The sequence below is a fragment of the Microbacterium hydrocarbonoxydans genome, from assembly GCF_000956475.1.
Lineage (GTDB): Bacteria > Actinomycetota > Actinomycetes > Actinomycetales > Microbacteriaceae > Microbacterium > Microbacterium hydrocarbonoxydans_A.
The window spans coordinates 239,679-265,663 of sequence record NZ_JYJB01000010.1 but is presented as its reverse complement, the minus strand read 5'-3'; the positions used below and the strand labels follow the sequence as shown (position 1 = coordinate 265,663).

27 protein-coding genes and 1 tRNA gene are annotated in these 25,985 nt (G+C 68.5%); 4 read left to right on the top strand and 24 right to left on the bottom strand.

Going from position 1 to position 25,985, the window contains the following annotated elements:
• Window positions 1-124: 124 nt before the first annotated feature.
• From RS84_RS13805 to dusB, 5 genes are all read right to left on the bottom strand, one after another.
• Window positions 125-197, bottom strand: a tRNA-Asn gene (locus tag RS84_RS13805).
• Window positions 198-294: 97 nt separating this feature from the next.
• Window positions 295-1,068 carry an ATP-binding cassette domain-containing protein gene (locus RS84_RS13800; RefSeq protein ID WP_045258395.1) on the bottom strand — a complete coding sequence of 258 codons (774 nt, stop codon included), beginning with the start codon at window positions 1,066-1,068 and terminating at the stop codon, window positions 295-297.
• Between the two features lie 36 nt (window positions 1,069-1,104).
• Entirely contained in the window at window positions 1,105-2,970 is a 1,866-nt protein-coding gene (gene dnaG / locus RS84_RS13795) for a DNA primase (protein WP_045258394.1), read from the bottom strand.
• Entirely contained in the window at window positions 2,970-4,358 is a 1,389-nt protein-coding gene (locus RS84_RS13790; protein WP_045258393.1) for a deoxyguanosinetriphosphate triphosphohydrolase, read from the bottom strand. The genes dnaG and RS84_RS13790 overlap by 1 nt, the downstream gene beginning before the upstream one ends.
• Entirely contained in the window at window positions 4,348-5,502 is a 1,155-nt protein-coding gene (gene dusB, locus RS84_RS13785) for a tRNA dihydrouridine synthase DusB (protein WP_045258392.1), read from the bottom strand. The genes RS84_RS13790 and dusB overlap by 11 nt, the downstream gene beginning before the upstream one ends.
• A 59-nt stretch (window positions 5,503-5,561) precedes the next feature.
• Here dusB and RS84_RS13780 point away from each other — a divergent pair, with 59 nt between their 5' ends.
• Window positions 5,562-6,056, top strand: coding sequence for a glutathione peroxidase (locus tag RS84_RS13780; protein WP_045258391.1), 495 nt, complete (start codon window positions 5,562-5,564; stop codon window positions 6,054-6,056).
• Here the strand turns inward: RS84_RS13780 and RS84_RS13775 are convergent.
• Window positions 6,053-6,739, bottom strand: a complete 687-nt coding sequence (locus tag RS84_RS13775; protein ID WP_045258390.1) for a DsbA family protein — start codon at window positions 6,737-6,739, stop codon at window positions 6,053-6,055. The genes RS84_RS13780 and RS84_RS13775 overlap by 4 nt on opposite strands.
• Window positions 6,740-6,798: 59 nt before the next feature.
• Here RS84_RS13775 and RS84_RS13770 point away from each other — a divergent pair, with 59 nt between their 5' ends.
• Window positions 6,799-7,359 carry an ATPase AAA gene (locus RS84_RS13770; RefSeq protein ID WP_045258389.1) on the top strand — a complete coding sequence of 187 codons (561 nt, stop codon included), beginning with the start codon at window positions 6,799-6,801 and terminating at the stop codon, window positions 7,357-7,359.
• On the opposite strand, the gene RS84_RS13765 is transcribed toward RS84_RS13770, so the two are convergent.
• Both RS84_RS13765 and recO read right to left on the bottom strand, forming a co-directional pair.
• Window positions 7,350-8,150: an isoprenyl transferase gene (locus RS84_RS13765; protein ID WP_045258388.1), complete on the bottom strand. Its 801-nt coding sequence runs from the start codon at window positions 8,148-8,150 to the stop codon at window positions 7,350-7,352. The two genes, RS84_RS13770 and RS84_RS13765, sit on opposite strands and share 10 nt — an antisense overlap.
• Entirely contained in the window at window positions 8,147-8,875 is a 729-nt protein-coding gene (gene recO / locus RS84_RS13760; protein ID WP_045258387.1) for a DNA repair protein RecO, read from the bottom strand. The genes RS84_RS13765 and recO overlap by 4 nt, the downstream gene beginning before the upstream one ends.
• A gap of 34 nt (window positions 8,876-8,909) precedes the next feature.
• Between recO and RS84_RS13755 the strand changes: the two genes are divergently transcribed.
• A complete protein-coding gene (locus RS84_RS13755) occupies window positions 8,910-9,608 on the top strand; it encodes a trimeric intracellular cation channel family protein (RefSeq protein ID WP_045258386.1) in 699 nt (232 codons plus the stop codon).
• Between the two features lie 174 nt (window positions 9,609-9,782).
• Here RS84_RS13755 and leuA read toward each other — a convergent pair whose 3' ends face one another.
• Entirely contained in the window at window positions 9,783-11,543 is a 1,761-nt protein-coding gene (gene leuA, locus RS84_RS13750) for a 2-isopropylmalate synthase (protein WP_045258385.1), read from the bottom strand.
• Window positions 11,544-11,725: 182 nt separating this feature from the next.
• Here leuA and RS84_RS13745 point away from each other — a divergent pair, with 182 nt between their 5' ends.
• Window positions 11,726-12,343 (top strand): hypothetical protein, encoded by a 618-nt coding sequence (locus tag RS84_RS13745; protein WP_045258384.1) that lies wholly within the window; start codon window positions 11,726-11,728, stop codon window positions 12,341-12,343.
• 3 nt (window positions 12,344-12,346) lie between these two features.
• Here RS84_RS13745 and RS84_RS13740 read toward each other — a convergent pair whose 3' ends face one another.
• The 15 genes from RS84_RS13740 to lepA form a co-directional block, all read right to left on the bottom strand.
• Window positions 12,347-12,829, bottom strand: coding sequence for a hypothetical protein (locus RS84_RS13740; protein ID WP_045258383.1), 483 nt, complete (start codon window positions 12,827-12,829; stop codon window positions 12,347-12,349).
• Entirely contained in the window at window positions 12,826-13,812 is a 987-nt protein-coding gene (locus RS84_RS13735; protein ID WP_235281497.1) for a hypothetical protein, read from the bottom strand. Before RS84_RS13735 ends, RS84_RS13740 begins: the two co-directional genes overlap by 4 nt.
• Window positions 13,812-14,345, bottom strand: a complete 534-nt coding sequence (locus RS84_RS13730; RefSeq protein WP_045258382.1) for an RNA polymerase sigma factor — start codon at window positions 14,343-14,345, stop codon at window positions 13,812-13,814. Before RS84_RS13730 ends, RS84_RS13735 begins: the two co-directional genes overlap by 1 nt.
• A gap of 48 nt (window positions 14,346-14,393) precedes the next feature.
• A complete protein-coding gene (era, locus tag RS84_RS13725) occupies window positions 14,394-15,290 on the bottom strand; it encodes a GTPase Era (RefSeq protein WP_045258381.1) in 897 nt (298 codons plus the stop codon).
• A complete protein-coding gene (locus tag RS84_RS13720) occupies window positions 15,283-16,566 on the bottom strand; it encodes a hemolysin family protein (RefSeq protein ID WP_045258380.1) in 1,284 nt (427 codons plus the stop codon). Before RS84_RS13720 ends, era begins: the two co-directional genes overlap by 8 nt.
• On the bottom strand, window positions 16,563-17,021 hold the full coding sequence (gene ybeY, locus RS84_RS13715; RefSeq protein ID WP_017202321.1) for an rRNA maturation RNase YbeY: 459 nt from the start codon (window positions 17,019-17,021) through the stop codon (window positions 16,563-16,565). Before ybeY ends, RS84_RS13720 begins: the two co-directional genes overlap by 4 nt.
• Before the next feature lie 16 nt (window positions 17,022-17,037).
• Window positions 17,038-18,144, bottom strand: a complete 1,107-nt coding sequence (locus RS84_RS13710; RefSeq protein ID WP_045258379.1) for a PhoH family protein — start codon at window positions 18,142-18,144, stop codon at window positions 17,038-17,040.
• Entirely contained in the window at window positions 18,101-18,448 is a 348-nt protein-coding gene (locus RS84_RS13705) for an HIT domain-containing protein (protein WP_045258378.1), read from the bottom strand. The genes RS84_RS13710 and RS84_RS13705 overlap by 44 nt, the downstream gene beginning before the upstream one ends.
• A gap of 24 nt (window positions 18,449-18,472) precedes the next feature.
• The gene (locus RS84_RS13700; protein ID WP_045258377.1) at window positions 18,473-19,201 is read right to left on the bottom strand and encodes a 16S rRNA (uracil(1498)-N(3))-methyltransferase; all 729 of its coding nucleotides are present in this window, start codon (window positions 19,199-19,201) and stop codon (window positions 18,473-18,475) included.
• Window positions 19,202-19,203: 2 nt separating this feature from the next.
• Window positions 19,204-20,313, bottom strand: coding sequence for a molecular chaperone DnaJ (gene dnaJ / locus RS84_RS13695; protein WP_045258376.1), 1,110 nt, complete (start codon window positions 20,311-20,313; stop codon window positions 19,204-19,206).
• 36 nt (window positions 20,314-20,349) lie between these two features.
• Complete coding sequence (gene hrcA / locus RS84_RS13690) at window positions 20,350-21,378, bottom strand: heat-inducible transcriptional repressor HrcA (protein WP_045258375.1); 1,029 nt, start codon at window positions 21,376-21,378, stop codon at window positions 20,350-20,352.
• 103 nt (window positions 21,379-21,481) lie between these two features.
• Window positions 21,482-22,720 carry a radical SAM family heme chaperone HemW gene (hemW, locus tag RS84_RS13685; protein ID WP_045258374.1) on the bottom strand — a complete coding sequence of 413 codons (1,239 nt, stop codon included), beginning with the start codon at window positions 22,718-22,720 and terminating at the stop codon, window positions 21,482-21,484.
• Entirely contained in the window at window positions 22,720-23,373 is a 654-nt protein-coding gene (locus RS84_RS13680) for a DUF1990 family protein (protein WP_045259187.1), read from the bottom strand. The genes hemW and RS84_RS13680 overlap by 1 nt, the downstream gene beginning before the upstream one ends.
• A 117-nt stretch (window positions 23,374-23,490) precedes the next feature.
• On the bottom strand, window positions 23,491-23,961 hold the full coding sequence (locus RS84_RS13675) for a DUF1990 family protein (protein ID WP_045258373.1): 471 nt from the start codon (window positions 23,959-23,961) through the stop codon (window positions 23,491-23,493).
• 29 nt (window positions 23,962-23,990) lie between these two features.
• Window positions 23,991-25,844 (bottom strand): translation elongation factor 4, encoded by a 1,854-nt coding sequence (gene lepA, locus RS84_RS13670; RefSeq protein WP_045258372.1) that lies wholly within the window; start codon window positions 25,842-25,844, stop codon window positions 23,991-23,993.
• Window positions 25,845-25,985 lie beyond the last annotated feature (141 nt).

Below are 25,985 nucleotides of genomic sequence, written 5' to 3'. Positions count from 1 at the left end.
GTCCACGAGCACGTGACCGCGACAGGAACCAATCCCCGGCGATGCTTCGTGACCGGCTGAGCCGCCATGGATTCTGCTCCGAGAAGCAGAGAACCCCCACCATTTGCCTGGTGGGGGTTCATCGCTCCCCGGCTTGGACTCGAACCAAGAACCTGCCGGTTAACAGCCGGCTGCTCTGCCAATTGAGCTACCGAGGAATGTGCTCCGCTGCGCGGGCAACTCGTCAATCCTAGCAAAGACTTTCGCGTGCTCGTGACATGGGCCTCGCCTCGGGCGTGTCGTGTCTGCTCAGGCTCACGGCTGCGAATCCGCCTCGGCATTCGGCGCCCAGAGCAGGTCCTTGCCGACTCCGCGAGCGACGACATGGCCGCCCTTGAGCATCAGAGTCTCGGCATTCAGCTCGCGGATGAAGTCGGCGTCGTTCGTCACGAGAAGCGCCCCCATCCCCTGCTCCTTGCGCCGGCGCGTGATCGCGTCGAATACCACCGGGCGAACCTCGAGATCGAGGTTCGCGAGGATCTCGTCGGCGATCAGCACCATCGGCTCCAAGACGAAGGATCGCGCGATCGCGACGCGCTGTCTCATGCCGGCGCTGAGCTCGTACGGGAACTTCGCGGCAGTGCCCAGTGGAAGGTGCATCTCGTCGAGCAGTGTCGCGACGCGTATCGACAGTGCCTTGGTGTTCACTCGGCGCTCGCGAGCGAGAATCGGCTCAGCGATCACTTCCTGCACCGTGAGCCGAGGCGGCAGATCCGCGCCGGCCCCCTGCGGGACGAATCCCGTGCGATACGTCAGCACCCGGTGCTTGCGCCCGGGCCGGCGCACGTTCACGCCGCACACGTGCGCGCTGCCGCCGACGATGCGCACGGACGGATCGGTCGACCCGGCCAGGGCGAGCACGAGCGAGGACTTGCCCGACCCCGTGGGACCGGCGACGCAGATCAGGCCTCCGGGTGACAGCGAGAAGGTGACGCCGTCGACCGCCCGGGTCGGCGAACCGTGGCCTGCGCGGTCGATCACCAGATCCGAGCAGTCGATCGCGTGCGTGGGGTCGTGCCGGCGGGACATGCTTCCATCCTGCCCTGCACGCGGCAGCCGAACCCGTTACGACTCGGTGAAGCGCTGACGCTCGACGTCGAGATCGCGCAGACGCATGCGCAGTGCACGCCCGCCGTCCGAATCCGCCGGCACCCGCTGCACAGCCCCGAGCAGCTCGTTCTTCTCGTCTTCGATGCTTCGTATGATCAGCCGCCGGCACAGATCCGTCGCCGACGCGACCGCTCCGGCCTCGTCGCGGGCGGGGAACGGAGCCATAAGCAGCTCACCGCCGAGGGAGCGATAGGGCTCTCGCACGGAGTTGACGGCGTCGGTGACCCAGCCGGCCCTGGTTCGGTCTGAAGCCGCGGCCACCGCCTCGCGCACCGCATCGAGCCCGGGAGTGCGGAACGGGGCGCTCAGAGCCCGCGCGAGCAGCGCCTGGTCTATCTGGTGACCGTACTGCAGCGCTCCCATCAGCGCGTCGCGCTCGAGCGCGGCCTGTGCCGTCCTCGGGAGGCTGGCCAGCGTCACGGGGGCGAGTGCAGGCCCGGTGGATGCCGACTCGTGGTTCCCCTGCTCCGGGCGTGATGCTCCGGGCGAAGGCGCCGATGCGCTGCGCCCGGAGCGCCGTACCTCGTTGTGCACCTCGGTCGGGTCCATGCCCAATCGCCGCGCGAGCACCCGCTCGTATCCGGGACGCAGCAGCGGGTCCTTGATCTCCGCCACGATGGGCGCGGCGGCACGCAGAGCGCCGACCCGCCCCTCGACCGTCGAGAGATCGAAACCGGCCAGCCTCCGGTCGATCGCGAACTCGAACATCGGCACCTTGGCATCCATCAGGCTGCGCACCGCGGCATCCCCCCGTTGCAGGCGCAGATCGCAGGGGTCGAGCCCATCCGGGGCCACGGCCACGAAGGTCTGGGCCTTGAAGCGCTCGTCCTCCGTGAATGCGCGCAGCGCAGCCTTCTGCCCCGCCTCGTCGCCATCGAAGGTGAAGACGACTTCGCCGGAGGCGTTGTCATCGCCCATCACACGACGCAGCACCTTGATGTGGTCGGTGCCGAAGGCGGTGCCACAGGTCGCGATGGCCGTCGTGAGCCCTGCGAGGTGGCAGGCCATCACATCGGTGTAGCCCTCGACGACGACGACACGACGGGGATCGCCTCGCGCGATGTCCTTCTTGGCGAGGTCGAGGCCGTAGAGAACCTGCGCCTTCTTGTAGATCGGCGTCTCCGGGGTGTTGAGGTACTTCGGCCCTTTGTCGTCGTCGAAGAGACGGCGTGCGCCGAACCCGATGGTCTGCCCCGACACGTCGCGGATCGGCCAGACCAGCCGTCCGCGGAAGCGGTCGTAGACACCGCGCTGTCCCGTGGAGACGAGACCTGCCGTGCTGAGCTCTTCCCGGGTGAAGCCCTGAGCCGTGAGCGCCTTCAGCATCCCGTCCCAGCCGCGCGGCGCGAAACCGACGCCGAAATGAGCCGCTGCCCCCGCGTCGAAGCCACGTTCGCCCAGGAACCGCCGACCCGCCTCGGCGTCGGGCGAGAGCAGCTGAGCCCGGAAGAACTCCGCTGCCGCCGTGTTCGCGGCGTAGAGCCTCGCTCGCCCACTGGTCTCAGGAGCCGCTCCCCCGTCTTCATAGTGCAGCGTGTAGCCGATGCGTCCGGCCAGCCTCTCGACGGCCTCCGTGAAGCTGACGTGGTCGATCTCGCGCAGGAACGAGTACACGTCGCCCGACTCGCCGCAGCCGAAGCAGTGGTAGTAGCCGACCTGCGGCCGGACGTGGAAGCTGGGGCTCTTCTCGTCGTGGAACGGGCACAGGCCCTTGAGCGAACCGACGCCGGCGGACTTCAGAGCGACGCGCTCCCCGACGATGTCCGCGATGTTCGTACGCGCCTTGACCTCATCGACATCGGCCTGGCGGATACGCGGCATCAGCGCACCTCGGCAGCGGCCCGGCGCTCGGCGGGAGCGGCCGGGCGGGCGCCGGGGCGCGCGTGACGCGGAGTCCAGATGCCGACCTCGGCGGGGTCGATCTCTCCGACCAGGCGGTTGTGCCAGTCGATCGCACTCTGATCGGTCAGGCTCGCGATCTGGTCGACCACGACACGGGCGCGCTCGGCATCCGTCGTCGCCGCGACGAAGTCCGCAGCGAATGCCGGCTCGAGCACGTCGGCGCCCGCAGACCACAGCGCGTCTGTGGACCACAGGGCATCAGCCAGGCGCTTGAGCACCCGACGCTGCTCCTTGTACACGCCCTTGCGCGCGTCGATCGTGACGATCGCCTGCCCCATGATGCCCTTGAGGACCGCGATCTCGGTCTCGACCACCCGCGGCACGATGACGTGGGCGTTGTAGCGGACGAGCGCAGGCCCCGCATAGGCCTCACGGGTCGCGGCGACCGAGGCGCGGGCGAAACGGCCGATGAAGTCGCTGGTGAGGTTCTTCAGGCGGGCGAGATCCTGCCGCGAGCGGTTGAACGAGCCCAGCCACATCGGCAGCCCCTCGAGCCGGTAGAGCGCATCGGCCAGCTCGTCGCGCGTGAAGTCGTAGCCCACCCACTGCTGGATGCGATCGATCAGGGCCTCGTGCTCGCGCGCGTCCGAGAGCTGCGCGACGTCGACGTAGCCGTTGACGATCGCGTCCTCGAAGTCGTGCACCGAGTAGCCGATGTCGTCGGAGAGATCCATGATCTCGGCTTCGATGCACCGCAGCCGCCCCGGCGCGCCCTCGCGCATCCACCGGAACACCGGCTCGTCGTCGGGGTAGACGCCGAACTTGAGCCGGCCGCCGGGGTCGGGGACCGGGCTGTCGACGGTCCACGGGTACTTGCAGGTGGCGTCGAGGCTCGCCCGCGTGAGATTCAGGCCGACCGATCGGTCATCGTCGTCGAGCACCTTCGCCTCGAGGCGGGTGAGGATGCGCAGCGACTGGGCGTTGCCCTCGAAGCCGCCGATGTCCTCCGCCCACTCGTTGAGCGCCCGTTCGCCGTTGTGGCCGAACGGCGGGTGACCGAGGTCATGGCTGAGGCACGCGGTGTCGACGACATCCGCCGAGACCCCCAGCGCCGTGGCGAGCTCGCGTCCCACCTGCGCGACCTCGAGCGAGTGCGTGAGGCGGTTGCGGGCGAAGTCGGCGGTGCTCGCCGGGCTCAGCACCTGGGTCTTGGCCGCGAGGCGGCGAAGGGCCGCGGAGTGCAGCACGCGCGCGCGGTCGCGGGCGAAGTCATCGCGCTCGGATCGGTGAGTCTCGTCGAAGTAGCGCTCGGCATCGCGCGGGTCGTAGCCGTCGGTCCGCGGGGCCGCCGAAGGATCAGCCGCCACTGTTCTCGGTCTCCGCTCCGCGCATCATCTCCGACGTCGACTCGCCGATCTCGCGCGACTCCAGCCACTTGTCCGGCAGCGCCGTGCGCTTCGGGCGGCCGGCGCGGCCGCGCTGGCCCTCTGCGTCCGCCCCGGGGTACGGAGCGTCGCGATCGAGCTGGCCCAGCAGATCGTCGATGTGCTGCAGGCTGGACGCCATCGCGAGTCCGGTGCGGATGTCTCCGCCGACCGGATAGCCCTTGAAGTACCAGGCCACGTGCTTGCGCACATCGCGGCATCCGTGGTCCTCGTCGTCGAAGAACTCGACGAGCAGCTCCGCGTGACGACGGAACGCGTCCGCCACGAAGCCGAGCGTCGCGTCGACAGGCGTCGACTCCGCACCGAAGGCCGCGGCGAGGTCTCCGAACAGCCACGGGCGCCCGAGGCATCCGCGTCCGACGACGACGCCGTCGCAGTCGGTCTGCTCCATCATGCGCACGGCGTCGTCGGCCGACCAGATGTCGCCGTTGCCGAGCACCGGGATGCTGGTGACCGCCTGCTTGAGCTCGCCGATCGCATTCCAGTCGGCGTGGCCGGAGTAATACTCCCCGGCGGTGCGCGCGTGCAGGGCGACGGCCGCGGCGCCCGCGTCTTCCGCGGCGCGCCCTGCCTCGATGAAGGTGAGGTGGTCGTGATCGATGCCCTTGCGCATCTTGACGGTGAGGGGGATGTCGCCGGCGGCCTTCACCGCCTGGGTGACGATGTCGGCGAACAGACGGTTCTTCCACGGCAGCGCCGCACCCCCGCCTCGACGGGTGACCTTGGGCACGGGGCAGCCGAAGTTCAGGTCGATGTGGTCTGCATGGTCTTCGGCGACGATGATGCGCACGGCATCCGCGATCGTCGCAGGGTCCACGCCGTACAGCTGGATCGACCGGGGCGTCTCCGACTCGTGGTGGCGGATCAGGCGCATGGTGCTCTCGTTGCGCTCGACGAGCGCGCGCGAGGTGATCATCTCGCTCACGTACAGACCCGCGCCGTACTCGCGGCAGAGCCGCCGGAACGCGGTGTTGGTGATGCCCGCCATCGGCGCGAGCACGACGGGGACGTCGAGATCGATGGGTCCGATGCGGAGCGGGCGGGCGGGAGCGGTGGCGACAGTCATGACCCTTCCATTCTCCCAGACGCGGAGCCCGTGGCGCCCCATCGACCTAAGCTGTGGATATGACCGATTCCGCAGTGCGCAGCATCCCCTTCGTCGACGCTCAGGGAGCGGAGAAGACGCTCGATGATCTCGGTGCCGACGTGGTGCTCGTGGTCAACGTCGCGTCGAAGTGCGGCCTCACGCCGCAGTACGAGCAGCTCGAAGAGCTGCAGCGTCGCTTCGGCGACCGGGGCTTCAGCGTGGTCGGCTTCCCGTGCAACCAGTTCTTCGGTCAGGAGCCGGGTTCGGTCGAGGACATCCTCGAGTTCTGCTCGGTCACCTACGGCGTCACCTTCCCCATCAACGACAAGGTGAAGGTCAACGGCAGGAATGCCGCCGAGCTGTACAAGGCGCTCAAGGAGACGCCGGATGCCGGTGGCAAGGCCGGGCGCGTGGAGTGGAACTTCGAGAAGTTCCTCATCTCGCCCGACGGGTCGGTGCAGCGCTTCCGCCCGAAGCAGACGCCGGACGACCCTGCCATCGTCGGAGCCATCGAGGCGGCGCTGAGCCGTTAGACCGCCGCCGACTCCCTCTCCGACTCGCCGCGCTTCGACCACAGGTCGCGCAGCACGTTCTCGAACGCGGCCGGCGGCTGGGCACCCGAGATGCCGTACTGGCCGTCGATCACGAAGAACGGCACACCCTGGATGCCATACGCCCGGGCCTGAGCCTGGTCCTGGCGAACGGCGGACAGGTGGACGGACGATTCCAGCGCCTGGCGGGTCTCATCGGCATCCAATCCGACCTCGACCGCGAGGTCGACGAGATCGTCGATGCGTCCGACGTGCTTGCCCTCGGTGAAGTACGCCGACATGAGGCGCTCCTCCATCTCGTGCTGAAGATCGTTCGCCTTCGCGTGGTGCAGCAGCTCGTGCGCCTTCACGGTGTTCGTGTGCTGCAGCAGGTCGAACCGGTACTCGAGGCCGGCCTCCGCAGCGACGCCTGTGACGTGCGAGAGCATCTGCTCGACCTGAGCGCGCGGCATGCCCTTGTGCCCGGCGAGGAAGTCGACCTCGTCGCCGTGGAAGTCCACCGGGGTGTCGGGTGACAGCTCGAAGGAGTGGAACGTGATGTTGACCTGCGGGGCGTCGTCATCTCCCGCCACGGCATCCAGGCCCTTCTCGAGATTGCGCTTGCCGATGTAGCACCACGGGCAGGCGATGTCGGACCAGATGTCGATCGAGATGGGTTCAGTCACACTCTCATCCAACCGCATGCGCGCATGCCCTATTCCTCCGCCTGAAATACGATGCTCAGATGCTCTCTTCCGACGACCCGCTGCCGAGCCGCCCGGATCGCGTCCTGATCGCGGGAGTCACCGGCTCCGGCAAGACGACCCTCGCTCGCCGCGTGGGCGACGTCTGGGGACTGCGCCACGTCGAGATCGATGGTCTCTTCCATGGTCCTGACTGGACCCCGCGCCCGTCGTTCCTCGACGACGTGCGTGCGTTTGCCACAGAGGACCGCTGGGTCACCGAATGGCAGTACACGAGCAAGGGCACCGACGCGATCCTGGCGCCCCGCGCGCAGCTCGTGCTGTGGATCGACTACCCCTACCGCGTGGTGCGCACCCGGCTCGTCCGCCGGACCGTGTCACGTCATGTGCGGCGCACCGAGCTCTGGAACGGCAACACCGAGCGCGGACTCGCGAAGATGTTCAGCCGCGACCCCGAGGAGAACATCCTCCTCTGGCAGTCGAGGACGCTTCGCAAATGGAGGGAGCGGATGCCGGACGTCGAGACGCGCTTCCCTCACCTGACGATCGTGCGCCTGGGGCATCCGCGCGAGACCGAGCGCTGGCTGCGCGCTCAGGCCTGACCGGGCGAGTCCACCGCTCCGCCGAACCGGCGGTCGCGGGAGAGGTACACCCCGATGGCACGCCACAGCTCTTCGCGCGAGAAGTCCGGCCAGAGCGTGTCCAGGAAGACCATCTCGGCGTACGCCGACTCCCACAGCAGGAAGTTCGAGGTGCGCTGCTCGCCGGAGCTGCGCAGGAACAGGTCGACATCGGGCATGTCGGGGATGTAGAGGTTCCGGCGGATCATCTTCTCGGTGATCGCGTTGGGCTTGACCCGTCCCGCGGCGACATCTGCGGCGATCGCCCGCATCGCATCGACGAGTTCGACGCGGCCGCCGTAGTTGACGCACATGGTGAGGGTGAGCACGTCGTTGCCGCGAGTCAGCTGCTCGGCGTACTGCAGCTCCTTGATCACGCTGCCCCACAGACGCGGCTTGCGCCCGGCCCAGCGCACCCGCACACCCCACTCGTTGAGCTGATCGCGGCGGCGGTGCAGCACGTCGCGGTTGTACCCCATCAGGAACCGCACCTCTTCAGGCGAGCGCGCCCAGTTCTCGGTCGAGAATGCGTACACCGACAGGTGCTTCACGCCCGCCTGGATGGCGCCCGCCACGACGTCGAGCAGCACCTCCTCCCCTGCCTTGTGCCCTTCGATGCGGTTGAGCCCACGGCGATTCGCCCAGCGGCCGTTGCCGTCCATGACGATCGCGACGTGCTCGGGGACCTTGGGGAAGGCCGGGGGCTGGACTCCGGTCCAGTCCAGCGGACGGTACGCGATCGCATCCTTGTGCGTGTACGGCTTCGGGGTCACCGGGTTCCTTCCAGGTGGGCGAGCGAGCGGATGCCGCGCTCGAGATGCCATTGTGCGTAGGCGGCGACCAGACCGGATGCCGCCGCCGTCTCCACCGGCGACGCGCCGTCGATCACGTCCCACTCCCCCGCCATGAGCGATCTCAGCAGCGCGAGCGTGCGCTCGGCGATCTTCGGGCTGCCCGCGGGAGAGTCGGCTCTGCAGACCATCCCTCCCAGCTGTCCGACGAAGTTCGCGTGCGGACCCGGCGCCCCGCATCGGGCGCAGTCCCCGAGAGACGGCGCCCAGCCCGAGAGCGCCATGACGCGAAGAAGGTAGGAATCGAGGATGCTGCGCGCGGCATGCTCGCCGCGCGAGAGCGCGCGGAGCCCGCCGACCAGCAGCAGGTACTGCTCCGGTGTCGCCTCGGCATCGCTGAGCCGATCGGCCGTCTCGACCATGGCGTTCGCCGCGGTGAACCGATCGTAGTGGGCGGCGATGTCGGCACCGTAGGCGCCCAGCGACTCCGCCTGCTGCACGATGTCGAGGGAACGGCCCTGGTACAGCTGCACGTCCGCCACCATGAAGGGCTCGAGCCGCGATCCGAACTTCGACGAGGTACGCCGCACGCCCTTCGCGACCGCCCGCAGCTTGCCGTGCCGCCGCGAGAGCATGGTGACGATGCGATCCGCCTCACCGAGTTTGTGAGTGCGCAGGATCACCGCTTCATCTCGGTACGTCGGCACCCCTCGATTATCCTCCGTGCAGGAGAATAGAGGCGTGACCGAACCGCTCTTCACCGTTCCGCTCTGGGCTGATCTCCTCGGCGTCGGGCTCGGAGGCGTGCAGGGCGCGATGTTCGCCGCAGGCTTCCAGGGTCAGCGCCGCCTGGATTGGCTCGGAGTGGCGATCATCGGGATCATGATCGGCATGGGCGGCGGACTCATCCGCGACATCCTGCTCGGCCAGCCGCCCGCCACTCTGCACGACAACTGGTATCTTGTGACGGCGACCGGGGCATCGCTGTTCGGGATGCTGCTCGCCGGCCTGTTCGACCGCCTCAACAAGGTCATCGTGGTGCTCGATGCGGTCGTGATCGGCATGTTCGGCGCCTTCGGCACGAGCAAGGCGATCGCCTTCGGCATCCCGCCCGTCCCCGCCGTCTTCATCGGCGCATGCGCGGCCGTCGGCGGCGGCGTGCTGCGCGACATGCTGATGGGCCTGCCCACCGCGATCATGCACGTCGGCTCGCTCTACGCCGTCGCCGCGGGCGCGGGGTGCGCGTTCATCGTGATCGCCGTACAGGGTTTCGGCATGTCTGTCACGGTCGCCGCGATCATCGGCATCGTCGTGACCGCCGTGATCCGCATCCTGGCCGTGAGCTTCGACGTCTCGCTGCCCGAGCAGCGCCGACTCTACCGCCGCCGCGTCGCCGCCGAGACCGGGATGATCCCGATCATCAAGCCCTCGGCCGACTGAGCCTCTCGTCGATCGAGCGTTTCGACCGGACAGGCTCCCCCGGTCGTTGAGCGAGCGCAGCGAGACGAGACGCCTCGGCAGACCTTCCATGTCAGCCGACGCGTCTCGTCTCAGTCGCTGCGCTCCTTCGCTCAACGACCGAACAGCTCACCCCGGTCCTTCAGCGAGAGAAGCTCAACGCCCGGCGACCACCAGGTCCTGCTGACGCGTGCGGATCGAGCGGTTCACACCCGACACGATCGCCTTGAGCGACGCCGTCGAGATGTCGCCGTCGATGCCGACGCCCCACAGGCGCTGATCGCCGACCTGCAGCTCGACGTAGGCCGCGGCCTGCGCGTCGCCCCCGGCGCTCAGGGCGTGCTCGACGTAGTCGTAGACGGTGATGTCGAAGCCCTGCTCGCGCAGCACCTCGACGAACGCCGCGACCGGGCCGTTGCCCGAGCCCGTGACCGTGAGCTGCTGCTCGTCATCGCGCAGCACGACGTCGAGGATGACCTCTCCCGACATGTCGCTGCGCGTCTGCGTCGCCAGCAGCTCGAACCGCCCCCACTTGTGCTCGGCGGCATCCGCAGGCAGGTACTCGTCGGAGAAGATCGACCAGATCTGCTCGCTCGTGACCTCGCCGCCCTCGGCATCCGTCTTGGCCTGCACGACGCCGGAGAACTCGATCTGGAGCTTGCGGGGCAGGTCGATCGCGTGGTCCGCCTTCAGCAGGTACGCGACACCCCCCTTGCCCGACTGCGAGTTGACCCGAATGACGGCCTCGTACGAGCGACCCAGGTCCTTCGGGTCGATCGGCAGGTACGGAACCGCCCACTCGATCTCGTCGACCGTGACGCCCTTCGCCTCGGCTGTCGCGGCCATGGCCTCGAAGCCCTTCTTGATCGCGTCCTGGTGCGAACCGCTGAACGCGGTGAAGACGAGGTCGCCCGCCCACGGGCTGCGCTCGGGAACCGGCAGCTGGTTGCAGTACTCGACCGTGCGCTTGACCTGGTCGATGTCGCTGAAGTCGATCTGCGGGTCGATGCCCTGCGTGAACAGGTTGATGCCCAGCGCGACGAGGTCGACATTGCCGGTGCGCTCGCCGTTTCCGAACAGGCAGCCCTCGATGCGGTCGGCGCCGGCCATGTAGCCGAGCTCGGCCGCTGCGATCGCGGTGCCCCGGTCGTTGTGCGGATGCAGCGACAGGATCACGTTCTCGCGGTGCGCCAGATGACGGCTCATCCACTCGATCGAGTCTGCGTAGACGTTGGGCGTCGCCATCTCCACGGTCGCCGGCAGGTTGATGATGACCTTGCGGTCGGGCGTCGGCTCGAAGATCTCGATGACCTGGTTGCAGACGTCGACGGCGAACTCGAGCTCTGTGCCGGTGTAGCTCTCGGGCGAGTACTCGTAGTACACCTGCGTGTCGGGAATGGTCTTCTCGAACTTGCGGCACAGACGGGCGCCCTCGAGGGCGATGTCGATGATCCCCTGCTTGTCGGTGCGGAACACGACCTCGCGCTGCAGCACGCTCGTGGAGTTGTACAGATGCACGATCGCCTGCTTGGCGCCCGCGATGGACTCGTAGGTGCGCTCGATGAGGTGCTCTCGCGCCTGCGTCAGCACCTGGATCGTGACATCGTCTGGAATCAGGTTCTCTTCGATGAGCTGACGCACGAAGTCGAAGTCCGTCTGGCTCGCGGAGGGGAATCCGACCTCGATCTCCTTGTAGCCCATGCCCACGAGCAGCTCGAACATCACGCGCTTGCGCTCGGGGGACATCGGGTCGATGAGGGCCTGGTTGCCGTCGCGCAGGTCGACCGCGCACCAGCGAGGCGCCCGCGTGATGCGGGCGGCGGGCCAGGTGCGGTCGGGAAGGTCGACGGCGATCTGCTCGTGGTACGGCCGGTACTTGTGGATCGGCATCGACGAGGGGCGCTGAGTGTTCTTCATGATGGGGCTTCTTCTCTTCGTCAGGAATGTGTACGGGCCAACACAAGCGCCGCGACGAGGAAGGCCCTAGCTATCAGGACTCGTCGCGGCAGCTAAGAAGAAGCAGACCGCCGAAAGGCATGCCGCCATGGTAGCAGGTCGACACGCGTGAGACGATCGGGCCGGCCCGGACACTCGCAGGTATGAGCACACATCGCACGCGCGCCATGACCGCTGTCGCGGCCGTCGCCCTTCTCACGCTCACGGCCTGCGGCTCCGCGCCGGGCTCTTCGGCGCCGACCAGCGTGGCACTCACGACCGCACCCGCGCCCGAAGGCCGGGTCATCGCCACCGGGACCGTGATCGACGGCCCGGAAGGCGCCGAGCTGTGCCTCGGCGCGATCGCAGAGTCCTACCCACCGCAGTGCCAGGGCGTCCCGCTCGACGGCTGGTCCTGGCAGGGCGTCGACGGCAGCGAGACGAGCGGCGACACGACCTGGGGCGCATACGCCGTCTACGGCCTGTTCGACGGCGAGCGGCTCGAGGTGACCGACCCGCCGATCATGCTGGCACTGTACGATCCGGTCAGCCCTGAGGATCCCACCGGGGGACGCGAAGGTGCGACGACGGAGGCGGAGCTCACCCGCATCCAGGACGAGCTGGCATCACGCCTCCACGCCGAGGCCACGAGCATCTGGACCGAGCGCGGCTACGTTTGGGTCGGAGTCCCGTGGGACGACGGTACCCTGCAGGATGCCGTGGACTCCGCGTACGGCGAAGACGTCGTCATCGTGACGTCGATGCTCCGCGCCGCGGATTGACGTTCAGAACACGCAGCGGATGTTGGTGGCCGTGCTGTAGATGTTGGCCCATCCCCCGGCATAGGCCGTTGCGATCACGGTTGTCCCGTTGCGGGCCTGCGTGTACCCGGTCGCTCGCGCATGGGCGAGCGAGCGGGCACTGAACGTCGAGGGCACGGTGTGGATGCCGCAGGTTCCGAACGAGAGCATCGTGCCGCCGAGAGAGTAGCCGCTGAACAGGCAGATCCGGTCGCTCGGGCACGGGCCCACCGACGTCGCCGACAGAGAGCGCTGGGATGCAGTGGGCACCTCGAGCTCCATGTCCAGTCGCGGCCACACGGCGTGGTTGCCGTCGACCAGCACACCGCCAGGTACCTCCGTCATCATCCGCACGATGTCCGGCGCCACATCATCCTGCCCGTCTGCAGACGCGGCGACCGGCGATGCCGCGCCGATCACCAGCAGCATCCCGATCACGACCGCGATCAGCGACCGAGGTCGGATCATCTCACGGCCTCTTCAGGGACGTCGAACAGCCGGTAGCCGATGACCGCCCCGGCGGGCAGCAGGTCGTCTTCGACGACGTTCGTGCGCTCGAAGCCGACGATGCGGCCGGTCTCCGCCGAGAGCAGCACGACGTCGCTCGCCGCACCATCCGCCGAGGCCACCCGCATGCCGACGACGTCACGGCCGAGCCGGTCGACCGAGGAACCGAGCGCGGTCGCCCCATCGGTCTCGTCGAGGATCGACAGGATCTGCGACTCCTGCTCGTTCGTCAGGGTCCACTGCTCGAGAAGAGATGATGCAGCAAACAGCACGTCGAACGCGGTGGGCTCCGCAGGCATGCCGAACGCGACGAGGGCGCCCCTGATCTCCTCTTTCGTCGCACCCGGCGGGGCGGACACGGGTGTCGCGAACTCGCCCGCGGACATCTTCAGGTCCATCGACACCCGGCCGCTGCTCGTGACCTCCGCCGACACGTTGGCGGAGGCGTCTGCCGGGTCGTACGGCGTCCCGTCGACGACGAGGACACGCCCCGACTGATCGGCCTCCCATTGCAGAGTGACCAGCTGCGGGACGACCACGGCGGTGGCGTCGTCACCGTCGATGTTGAAGGACCACGTCGCCGAGCGCACGAACCTCGCGGGCTCCGCGGGGCCGGGTTCCGCCGCGAGAGCGGTCTGCGCATCGCTGATCGTCTCGGCGACAGAGGTCGCACCGGTGAAGTCGAGCGGCTGAGGAGAGCCGGCCACAGCCGCACCCGTCGGGACCATCACGTTGATCCCGATGACGGTGGCGGTCACGGCGGCCGCGAGGCCCGCGAGCGCGCCGACGATGCGATTGCGTCGCCGATGCGGGTGGGGATCGGTCGCCATGATCCGCTCGAGCATCGCCATCGCCTCGGCATCGGGCTTGGCGTCGATCGGCGTCCGGGCCGAAGAGGCCTCGATCAGCAGGCGATCGAGCTCCTCATCAGTGATCCTCGGCATCAGTTTGCCCCCTCCAGGCCCAGCCCCCGGCGCAGCTTCACGACCGCGCGACGATGAATGCGTTCCGCACAGGCACGGGAAACACCCATCGACCCGGCGATATCCCCCACCGCGAGTCCGTCCCAGTACGTGAGCATGATGATACGCCGCTCGCGGGCGCTGAGGCCAGAGAGAGCTCGCAGCACTTCTGCGTGCGTCGATGATGCATCGCCTTCTGCGTCTTCGTCTCCCACGCCGGCGCCGGTCACTGCGGCCCGCACCGCGTCGGTGACCGCAGGCCGGTCCGCCACACGATTCCATCTGCGTCGCAGAGATCGATCGGCGAACTTCAGGAGCTGCACCCGATCGAATGGCCGGGTCGGCTTCAGCCGGGCCCAGGCGCCGAGGAAGACCTCCGAGACGAGCTCGGTCACCTCTGCATCGTCGTCGACGACGCACTCGATGTGATGCCTGACCGCAGCCCAGTTCTCATCGAACACACGGGAGAAGACCTCGTTGCGCAGCGAGTCCGGGTCTTCGCTGCGACCGCTCATGACGGCGGCAACGGCGGCCGCGCCGCCTGGTAACCGTGACCGGCCATGTCAGAAGCCGAGTCGGCCGAGCTGCTTCGGGTCGCGCTGCCATTCCTTGGCGACCTTGACATGCAGCCCCAGGAAGATGCGGGTGCCGAGCAGTCCCTCGATCTCGCCTCGCGCCTTGGCCCCGACGTCGCGCAGACGAGAGCCCTTGCGGCCGATGATGATCGCCTTCTGGCTGTCGCGCTCCACCACGATCGAGGCGTGCACGTCTGTGAGGTCGCTGCCCTCGCGCGGCGCGATGTCGTCGACCACGACGGCGATGGAGTGCGGAAGCTCGTCGCGGACGCCGTCGAGGGCGGCTTCGCGGATGATCTCCGCGATGCGGTCCTCCTCGGTCTCGTCCGTCGTGATCCCCTCGGGATACAGGGCGGGGCCGGTCGGCATCAGGAGCAGGATCTCGTCGGACAGCACGTCGAGCTGATCGCGGGTGAGCGCGGAGAGCGGGATGACTGCGGCCCAGTCCTCGCGCAGCGAGTCCACCTCCATGAGCCGTTCGGTGATGTCGTCGCGGCTCGCGGCATCCGTCTTCGTCACGATCGCGATCTTCTTCGCGCGCGGGTAGCCGTCGAGCGAGGCCGCGATCCGCCGATCACCGGGGCCGACCTTCTCGGTCGCCGGCACGCAGAAGCCGATCACATCGACGTCGCCGAGCACCTGCTCGACGAGATCGTTGAGTCGCTCGCCGAGCAGGGTGCGGGGCTTGTGGATGCCGGGGGTGTCGACGATCACGAGCTGACCGTCCGGCCGATTCACGATGCCGCGAATCGCACGCCGCGTGGTCTGAGGCTTGTCGCTGATGATCGCGATCTTCTCGCCGACCAGTGCATTCGTCAGGGTGGACTTGCCCACGTTGGGGCGTCCGACGAAGGTCACGAAGCCGCTCCTGGCCTGCTCAGTCATCGTCTGCTTCTCCTTCATCGGGCACTCCCGGCGCCCTCTCAACGAACACGGTCGCGATTCCGCGTCCGCGCCCTCTCGACGCCCCGCCGGTGAGCAGGAGCCCGTCGACGATCGTCGTGGCTCCCGGCTGCGGGACCTGCCCGAGCGCTTTGCCCAGCAGGCCTCCGATCGAGTCGACATCCTCGTCCTCGAGCTCGAGCCCGAACAGATCGCCGACGTCTTCGAGCGGGAGGCGCGCGCTGACGCGATACCTGCCCTCGCCGAGGTCGACGACTTCGGCCGACACCTGATCGTACTCGTCCGAGATCTCCCCGACGAGCTCCTCGATCAGATCCTCCAGCGTGACGAGGCCCGAGATCCCGCCGTGCTCATCGATCACGAGGCACACGTGCACGGCGTCGCGCTTCATCTGCTGCAGCAGGGTCTCCGCGCGCATCGACTCGGGCACGAACGTCGCCGGCCGCGAGATCGGACGGATCGACGCGGTGCGCCAGGCGCTCTCGTCGCGGAAGGCGAACTGCACGAGATCCTTCAGATAGAGCACGCCGACGACGTCGTCGGCCTCATCGTCGACCACCGGCATCCGCGAGACGCCGCGGTGCAGGAACAGCGCCATCGCCTCGCTCGTCGTGGCGGTGGCGTCGACGGCGACCATCTCGGTCCGCGGCACCATCACGGCGCGCACGAACTGGTCGGTGAAGTCGAACACCGAGTGGATGAGGTCGCGGTCGTCCTCCTCGATGAGGTCGTTCGAGGCCGCTTCGTCGACCATGCTCAGCAGCTGCTCCTCCGAGCTGAAGGTGCTGCGGCCGGCTCCGGGAGTCACCCGGTTGCCGAGCACGACCAGACCCTGCGCGAGGGGGCCGAGGATGATCCGCACCCCGCGCACGACGGGCGCGCATGCGCGCAGCATCCGATCGGCGTGGTGGCGACCGAACGTGCGCGGACTCGCCCCGACCAGCACGAAGGTGATGCCCGTCATCAGGACGGCAGCGGCGAGCATGGCCCACCAGATGTTGTCGAACAGGCTCGAGAAGGCGACGGTGACCAGTACGGCGGCCGTCGTCTCGGACAGCACGCGGATGAAGGCGACCGCGTTGACGTGCGCGTCGGGGTCTGCGGCGATACGAGCGAGCTGCTGCGCGTTGCGCCCCTCGGTTCCCATCTCCTCGAGGTCGGTGCGCGACCTCACGCCGAACGCGGCGTCGATCGCCGCCATCAGGCCGCCGAAGGCGACCAGCAGCACCGCGCCGACCAGGAGGAAGGCGACCGTCATCGTCGGCGTTCAGCCGCCGCGAAGCCCTGGATGAGCTCCTTCTGCAGGCCGAACATCTCACGCTCCTCGTCGGGCTCGGCATGATCGAAGCCGAGCAGATGCAGCAGTCCGTGGGTCGTGAGCAGGATCAGCTCGTCCATGAGGGTGTGACCCGCGGCCTGCGCCTGCGTCTCGGCGACCTGCGGGCACAGCACGATGTCTCCGAGCAGGCCGGGGGCGGTCGGCCGGTCCTCGGTGCCGGGGCGCAGCTCGTCCATCGGGAAGCTGAGCACGTCCGTCGGGCCCGGCTCGTCCATCCACTGCACGTGCAGAGCCTCCATCGCGCCCTCGTCGACGAGCACGATCGCCACCTCGGCGTCCGGGCTGACATGCAGCTGCGCCAGGTTGAAGTCGGTGAGTCGCTGCAGCACGGTCTCGTCGACGTCGATCGCCGACTCGTTGTTGATCTCGATCATGCCTGTGCTCGTTTCATCAGGAGAGGCCTCGTTTCGGCATCCGGTCTCTGGGTCCGGGGCGCTGTGCGCCCCGCCGCTCGGCGCGGTTCGCCAACTCCGCCGCCTGCTCGCGCTCGAACCGCTGCGCCGTGCGCTTCTCGTCGTACTCGCTGTACGCGTCGACGATGCGTCCGACCAGCGAGTGCCGCACGACGTCCTCGCTCGTCAGGCGCGAGAAGTGGATGTCGTCGATGTCGCTGAGCACGCGCGTCACCAGGCGCAGGCCCGACGATCCCTGCGGCAGGTCGACCTGCGTGATGTCGCCGGTGACGACCATCTTCGTGCCGAACCCGAGACGCGTGAGGAACATCTTCATCTGCTCCGGCGTGGTGTTCTGCGCTTCGTCGAGCACCACGAACGAATCGTTGAGGGTGCGGCCGCGCATGTAGGCGAGCGGGGCGACCTCGATCGTGCCCGTGGCCATCAGACGGGGCACGATCTCCGGGTCCATCATCTCGTTGAGAGCGTCGTAGAGCGGCCGCAGGTACGGGTCGATCTTGTCGGTCAGCGTGCCGGGGAGGAACCCGAGCCGCTCCCCCGCCTCGACGGCGGGACGCGTGAGGATGATGCGCGTGACCTCTTTGCGCTGCAGGGCCTGTACGGCCTTCGCCATCGCGAGATAGGTCTTGCCGGTGCCGGCGGGGCCGATGCCGAAGACGATCGTGTTCTCCTCGATCGCGTCGACGTACTCCTTCTGGCCGAGGGTCTTGGGCCGGATCACCTTGCCGCGGGTGGAGAGGATCGCCTCGCCGAGCACCTCGCTCGGGCGGGGGCCGCCGTCGCGGCGCAGCATCTGGGCGGAGCTCGAGACGTCGCTCGGCGCCAGATCGTGCCCGTTCCTCGTCATGGTGAGAAGCTCGTCGACCAGCCGCTTCGCGGCAGCCACGGCATCCGCCTCGCCGGTCAGCGTGATCTCGTTGCCCCGCACGAGGACCTGCACATCGGGGTGCTCCTTCTCGAGCATCCGCAGCAGCCGGTCCTGCGGGCCGAGCAGCTGGACCATGGCCACGCCGTCGGCGTAGATCCGTTCGGTGGTGTCGTCAGAAGCCAACGAGCTTGTTCTCCTCGAAGTTGCCGAGCACATGGGCGTGCACGTGGAAGACGGACTGGGCGGCGCTCGCGCCGTTGTTGAAGATCAGGCGGTACTCGCCGTTCGCGTGCTCGTCTGCGAGCCGCTTGGCGACCTCGACGATCTCGGCGAGCAGGCCGGGGTCACCGGCCGCGAGCTCGGTCACGTCGCGGTACTGCTCGGTCTTAGGGATGACCAGGACGTGCAGGGGCGCCTGCGGGTTGATGTCGCGAATCGCGAAGATCCGCTCGGTCTCCAGGAGGATCTCTCCCGGGATGTCGCCGGTGAGGATGCGCGTGAAGATCGAAGGCTCGGCCATGCGTCTCAGTCTAGTGAGGGCGCGTCACCAGCGGCCGAGCGCCGCCGAGAGCACGGCGATCGCCGCGGGACCCGCGGTCGACGTGCGCAGCACGGTGTCTCCCAGGAGCATGCGCTCGGCACCGGCATTCTCGAGTCGCTCGAGCTCGTCCGGAGAGATCCCGCCCTCAGGGCCCACCACCAGGACGATGTCGCGACCGTCCGGCTCCAGGGAGGACAGCCTGGTGGATGCCGTGGGGTCGAGCAGCAGCATCCGCTGATCCGCTGCGCGCTCGGCCAGCTGCGCGGTCGATACGGGCGGAGCCACCTCAGGGACCCACGTCCGGTGCGCCTGCTTCGCGGCCTCGCGCACGATCGTCGCCCAGCGCTCACGACCCTTGACCGCCTTGGCGCCCTCCCAGCGCGACACGCTGCGGCTCGCCTGCCACGGCACGATCTCGTCCACGCCGAGTTCGCACGCCGCCTGCACGGCGAGCTCATCGCGATCGCCCTTGGCGAGCGCCTGGATGAGCACGACCCGCGGCGTCGGGGCCTCGTGCACGACCCGCTCCAGGATGCGCACGTCCACGCGCGCCGGGGTCACCTCCTCTGCGACGCCGGTGAGCCACACTCCGCGACCGTCGCCGACGGTCACGGCCTCGCCGACGCGCAGGCGCCGCACCACGGCCGCGTGCTTGGCCTCGGCGCCTGTCAGCGACACGACGCCGCCTTCGACGGCATCCGTCGCGGATTCGACCAGGAAGTGCAGAGCCATGATCAGTGCGAGCGGAAGCGGTCGCGCAGCTTGGAGAACAGCCCCTGCTGGAACTGGGCCAGCTGAGGAGCCGGGGCCTTCGCCTTCTTCGCGAAGTCCTCGATGAGCTTGCGCTGCGCCGAATCGAGCCTGGTCGGCGTGACGACCTGCACGCCGACGCGCAGATCGCCGCGCTGGCTGCCGCGCAGAGGCGTGATCCCCCTGCCCTTGATGGTGAGCACGTCTCCCGATTGCACGCCGGAGCGGATCTCGAGGTCGACCTCGCCGTCGAGACCCTGGATGGTGGTCTCGGTGCCGAGGATCGCGTCGGTCATCGACACCTCGAGGGTCGCGAGCAGGTCGTCGCCGTCGCGGCTGAACGCGGGGTGCGGCTCGACCGTGACCTCGACGTAGAGATCGCCGTTGGGGCCGCCCGCCTTGCCGACCTCGCCGGATCCTGGCAGCTGCAGACGCAGACCGGTCTCGACACCCGCGGGGATGTCGAGAGACACGGTGCGACGCGAGCGAACCCGCCCCTGGCCCGCGCACGTTCCGCACGGGTACGGGATGGTGGTGCCGTAGCCCTCGCAGGTGCCGCAGGGCTGGGAGGTGACGACGTTGCCCAGGAGGCTCCGCACCTGGCGCTGGACGTGACCGGAGCCTCCGCAGATGTCGCACGTGACGGGCGAGGTGCCCTCCTGGCAGCACGATCCCTGACAGGTCTCGCACAGCACGGCGGTGTCGACCTCGATGTCCCGGTGGGCGCCGAACACGACGTCGCCGAGTTCGAGCGTCACGCGCACGAGCGCGTCCTGGCCGCGTTCGCGACGCGATCTCGGCCGAGCACGGCCTCCCTGAGACGCTCCGAAGAACGTCTCGAAGATGTCGCCGAACCCGCCGAAACCGCCGAAGTTGCCCTGTGCGCCGTCGCCGCCGCCCATGTCGTAGCGGCGCCGCGAATCCTCGTCGCTGAGCACGTCGTAGGCGTGCGTCACGAGCTTGAACTGCTCGGCGGCATCGTCCCCGGGGTTCACGTCCGGGTGCAGCTGGCGGGCGAGCCGCCGATAGGCCTTCTTGATCTCGTCGAGGGAAGCGTCCCGGGACACCCCGAGAACCTCATAGTGGTCAGCCACGATCGCCTTTCTGCGTGTGTCTTCGTGCGCGCCGCGTCAGCGGCTCGCCTCGTCTTCGTCGAGCATCCGCGACAGGTAGCGGGCCACAGCCCGCGCCGCCGCGAGATTGCTCGGGTAGTCCATGCGCGTAGGCCCCATCACGCCGACCCGCGCGGTGCCGCCGGGGGCCGCGTAGTCGCTCGCGACGATGGAGGCCTCTCCGAGCCCGAAGGGTGCGTTCTCGGTGCCGATGCTCGCCGACAGCCCGTGCGCGTCGGCTTCCATCTCGCTCATCAGCCGCAGCAGCGTCACCTGCTCCTCGATCGCCTCGAGCAGGGGGTGGATGCTGCCCCGGAAGTCCTGGCCGCGACGCGCCAGCGTCGCCGCACCCGCCATGACCAGGCGCTCCTGCCGGAACTCGCCCAGCTCGTCGATCACGACGCTCGACAGCGTGCGCAGCACGGCATCCGTCGTCCCGCCGTCGTCGAGGAGTGACTGGAGGCGCTCGGCGGCCTCGCTCACGGCCTGCCCCGTGATGAGCGCCGACAGCCGAGCCCGCAGCACGGCGAGATCGGTCTCGTCGACCATCTCGGGAAGTGCCGTCACCCGCTGCGACACGCCACCAGCATCCGTCACCAGGACGATCAGCATGCGGTTCGGAGCCAGGAGAACGAGTTCGATGTGCGTCACGTGGGCGCGGGCGAAGGACGGGTACTGCGCGAGCGCCACCTGGCCGGTGAGCTGCGTCAGCACCCGCACGGTGCGCGCCATCAGGTCGTCGAGGTCGGCCGGGTCGGTGAGGAACGACTCGATGGCCGTGCGCTGCGCCACGGTCAGCGGGCGCAGCTGAGCGAGGTGGTTGACGAACACGCGGTAGCCCTTGTCTGTGGGCACGCGGCCGGACGACGTGTGCGGTGCGGTGATGAGCTCCTCGTCCTCGAGCTGCGCCATGTCGTTGCGGATCGTGGCGGCCGACACTCCGAACGCGTACCGGTCCACGATCGATCGGCTTCCGACGGGTTCGTGCGTCTCTACGTAGTCCTGCACGATCGCGCGCAGCACCTGAAGGCCTCGCTCGGTGACCATCGCATCCTCCCGTCTGGCACTCCGACACCTAGAGTGCCAATCCTAACGCGTGCGTCTGGAAAGCAGCTCATGAGCGGACCCGCGACGGCGACCGGGTGCGCCTTCAGTCGGTCAGTGCACGCACCACGGCATCCGCGAGCAGCCGGCCGCGCAGGGTCAGGCGCACTCGTCCACCGAGAGCGGATGCCGGATCGACCAGGCCATCGGCGATCAGGCCGGCGACCCGCGAGCGGTTGCCCGCGGGCAGGTCTTCGACCGCGATGCCCTCGGCGAGTCGGCTCAGCAGGAGCACGCGCTCCAGCATCCGCGCCTCCTCACCCGGGCGCTCGGTACCGGCGGCGGGCGACTCGGAGGTGGCGAGGCGCTGCGCGTAAGCGGCGGGGTGCTTGACGTTCCACCAGCGCAGACCCGCGACGTGGCTGTGAGCACCGGGCCCGAAGCCCCACCAGTCGCTGCCGCGCCAGTACGCCAGATTGTGCCGCGAGCGATTGTCCTGCCGGCTCCCTGAGCCGGCCGATGAGCGCGCCCAGTTGCTGACCTCGTACCATTCGAACCCGGCCGCGGCGAGACGCGAATCGGCGAGCTCGTACATGTCCGCCTGCAGATCGTCGTCGGGGGTCGGCACTTCGCCGCGGCGGATCTGCCGCGCGAGCTTCGTGCCGTCCTCGATGATCAGCGCGTACGCGGAGATGTGGTCGGAGTCGAGTTCGAGAGCCGCGTCCAGCGACCGCTCCCAGTCCCCGAGCGACTCCCCCGGAGCGCCGTAGATGAGATCGACGCTCACCGCGAGACCGGCGTCCTTGGCCGCGGCGACGGCGGTCTGCACGTTCTCGGGGCGATGAGTGCGATCGAGCGCGGAGAGCACGTGAGGCACGGCCGACTGCATCCCGATCGAGAGTCGCGTGACACCGGCGTCCGCCAGCGTTCGCACGACACCCGGAGTCACCGTGTCGGGGTTGGCTTCCACCGTCACCTCGGCGCCCTCGGCGAGACCGAAGGCGGATGCTGCGGCGTCGAGCATCCTGGCCAGGTCGCCCGCGGGCAGCAGGGTCGGCGTCCCGCCGCCGAAGAAGACGGTATCCATCGGGCGAAGCGCGCCCGCCTCACCGAGCGCCCGCTCGGCGATCGCGATCTCGGAGATCAGCGTCGTGGCGTAGTCCTCCTGCTTCGCTCCTCGCAGCTCACCCGAGGTGTACGTGTTGAAGTCGCAATAGCCGCAGCGCACGCGGCAGAACGGCACGTGCAGGTATGCGGAGAACGGCACGGCCGGGTCGATCGGGAGGTCGGCCGGGAGTCTGCCGTCGACAGGGGCGGGGTCGCCGAGAGGAAGAGGACCCGCCATCACACGGGGGTCGCGTACAGGGGCGAGATCGCGCGCAGATAGCGGGCGAACAGCTCCTTGCGGCGACGCTTCACAAGGGTCGGCAGCAGCCGGTACAGCAGGGAGTTCGGGGCGTCGAACGCCCGCACGGTGAACCACACCTCGTCGTTGTCCTCGCGCCAGTCGATGTCGAACGACTCCTCGCCGCTGACGACCGACCCGCCGACCGTGCCGAGCACGAAGCCGATCCGGCGCTTCTCCTCGGTGACCGAGATCACGCGGAGCTCGGCGTCCGCCCGCATGCCGGCGACATGACCGTGCAGCTTGAGCGTCATGCCGGGCCCGACGAAGGGCGTGCCTTCTGCGTCGAAGCGCTGCTCGACGTCGCGCCGGCTCGGGGCGATCGGGTTGCCCTCCGCGTCGAAGCTCACGCCGGCATACGCAGGACCGGATGCCGGCCGCACATCTTCGATGCTGAGGCCTGCCGCACGCTGAGCGGTCCAGGTGAGCAGCGACTCGCCGGCGGACTGGAAGCGCTCCGCCCCGCTGCCGATGCGCCACGACTGCTCAGCAGGGATGCTGCGCTCCGGCGGATACTGCATCAGATCAGGGGCATGAGTCGCACCCACGGCCGCATAGTCCACCGTGTCGTCTCGGAAAGTCCCGCGCCGCATGATCTCCACCCTACTTCGGCTCAGCTGAGTGATCACCCCTACGCGCCGTGCGACGACACATCGGCCCCTGGGCGCCTGCGCCCGCCCGACCGTGTCGACCCGGACGCTTCGACGGGCTCAGCGATCCTCCGTCGCGGCCGTCGCCCGACGGATCTCGTCCTCGACGATGCGGATGTACGAACCGAACACCCGATGCTGCAGCATCCGGAGCACGGGCGTCAGGAGACGCCACTTCCAGGTGGCTGGGCGCGAGACCGAGCGGGCGGTGAAGACGCCATCGTCGCCGAGCACGAGGGATTCCTCGCCGTAGATCGGATGGCCGGGACGGGTCTCATAGCCGAAGCCGCTCGCCTCCGCCCACACCACGCGCACGGGCTCGGCGAAGCGGATGCCGAGGAGCCGCTTCGCGAGAGTGCCCTCCACGCCGGGCGAAGGGCGCTCGCCCGGAACCTCGAAGCCGGCGCGCCGTTTGAACTCCCACGAGCTCACCAGCGCCGCGACCGCCGGGCGCGCCGCGGGCGGTACTGCGACAGAGCGCTCGGATCCGCGCAGCCCCGAGGGCACGACGTCCAGCGGATGACGTGTCATCCCCCGTTCGTACGCGGGGCGCGGCATCGCTACTTCTTGTCCTTGCCCTCGACATCGCCCGAGAGCGCGGCGATGAACGCCTCCTGGGGCACCTCGACGCGGCCGACCATCTTCATGCGCTTCTTGCCCTCTTTCTGCTTCTCGAGGAGCTTGCGCTTTCGGGTGATGTCACCGCCGTAGCACTTCGCGAGCACGTCCTTGCGGATCGCGCGGATCGTCTCGCGGGCGATGATGCGCGCGCCGATCGCCGCCTGGATGGGCACCTCGAACTGCTGGCGAGGGATGAGCTTTCGCAGCCGCTCGGCCATCATGGTGCCGTAGGCGTAGGCCTTGTCACGGTGCACGATCGAGCTGAAGGCGTCGACCTTCTCGCCCTGCAGCAGGATGTCGACCTTGACCAGGTCGGCCTCCTGCGAACCTGAGGGCTCGTAGTCGAGCGACGCGTAGCCCTGCGTCTTCGACTTCAGCTGGTCGAAGAAGTCGAACACGATCTCGCCGAGGGGCATGTTGTATCGCAGCTCGACGCGCTCCTCGGAGAAGTACTCCATGCCCAGGAGGGTGCCTCGGCGCGACTGGCACAGCTCCATCACGGTGCCGACGTAGTCCTTCGGCAGCAGGATCGCGGTCTTCACCATGGGCTCCGAGACCGAGCCGATGCGCCCGTCCGGGTACTCGCTCGGGTTCGTGACGGTGACGGTCTCGCCCGTGTCGCTCGTGAGCACCTCGTAGATCACGCTCGGGGCGGTCGTGATGAGGTCGAGGCCGAACTCGCGCGACAGGCGTTCGGTGATGATCTCGAGGTGCAGCAGCCCCAGGAACCCGCAGCGGAAGCCGAAGCCCAGCGCCACCGAGGTCTCCGGCTCGTACTGCAGCGAGGCGTCCGAGAGCTTGAGCTTGTCGAGCGCTTCGCGCAGCTCGGCATAGTCGCTGCCGTCGATCGGGTAGATGCCCGAGAAGACCATCGGCTTGGGATCGGTGTACCCAGGGAGGGCGGCGGATGCGGGCTTGCGGGCGGCGGTGACCGTGTCGCCCACCTTCGACAGGCGCACGTCCTTCACGCCCGTGATGAGGTAGCCCACCTCTCCGACGCCGAGCCCCTTGCTCGGGATCGGCTCCGGGCTCGACACACCGATCTCGATGAGCTCGTGAGTCGCACCCGTCGACATCATCTGGATGCGCTCGCGCGGCGACAGCGAGCCGTCGATCATACGCACATACGTGACGACGCCGCGGTAGGCGTCGTAGACCGAGTCGAAGATCATGGCGCGCGCCGGAGCATCCACATCGCCCTTCGGCGCCGGGATCTCCTGCACCAGGCGGTCGAGGAGCGCCTCGACGCCGACGCCGGTCTTTCCCGACACGCGCAGCACATCCTCGGGCTTGCCGCCGATGAGCGAGGCGAGCTCCTTCGCGTACTTCTCGGGGTCTGCGGCCGGCAGATCGATCTTGTTCAGCACGGGGATGATGTGCAGATCGTTCTCGAGGGCGAGGTAGAGGTTCGCGAGGGTCTGGGCCTCGATCCCCTGTGCCGCGTCGACGAGGAGGATGGCGCCCTCGCACGCGGCGAGGGACCGCGAGACCTCATATGTGAAGTCGACGTGCCCGGGGGTGTCGATCATGTTGAGTGCGAAGGTCTCGCCGTCGATCTCCCACGGCATCCGCACCGCCTGGCTCTTGATCGTGATGCCGCGCTCCCGCTCGATGTCCATGCGATCCAGGTACTGAGCGCGCATGTCGCGGTCCGCGACCACCCCCGTGATCTGGAGCATGCGGTCGGCGAGGGTCGACTTGCCGTGATCGATGTGAGCGATGATGCAGAAGTTGCGGATCTGTTCAGCGGGCGTCGCGGCAGGCTGAAGAGGTGTGAGGGCGCGTGGTGACATGTCCCCTCGATTCTACGGTGAGGGCAGAGCAATGCTCACTCCGCCCGAAACCGGTGATAGTCTCGCGAAGTTGCCCGGGTGCAGTGCATGACACCGAATCCCGCGGGCGATAGGACTCCGTCACAGACAGCGTGTTGGCGT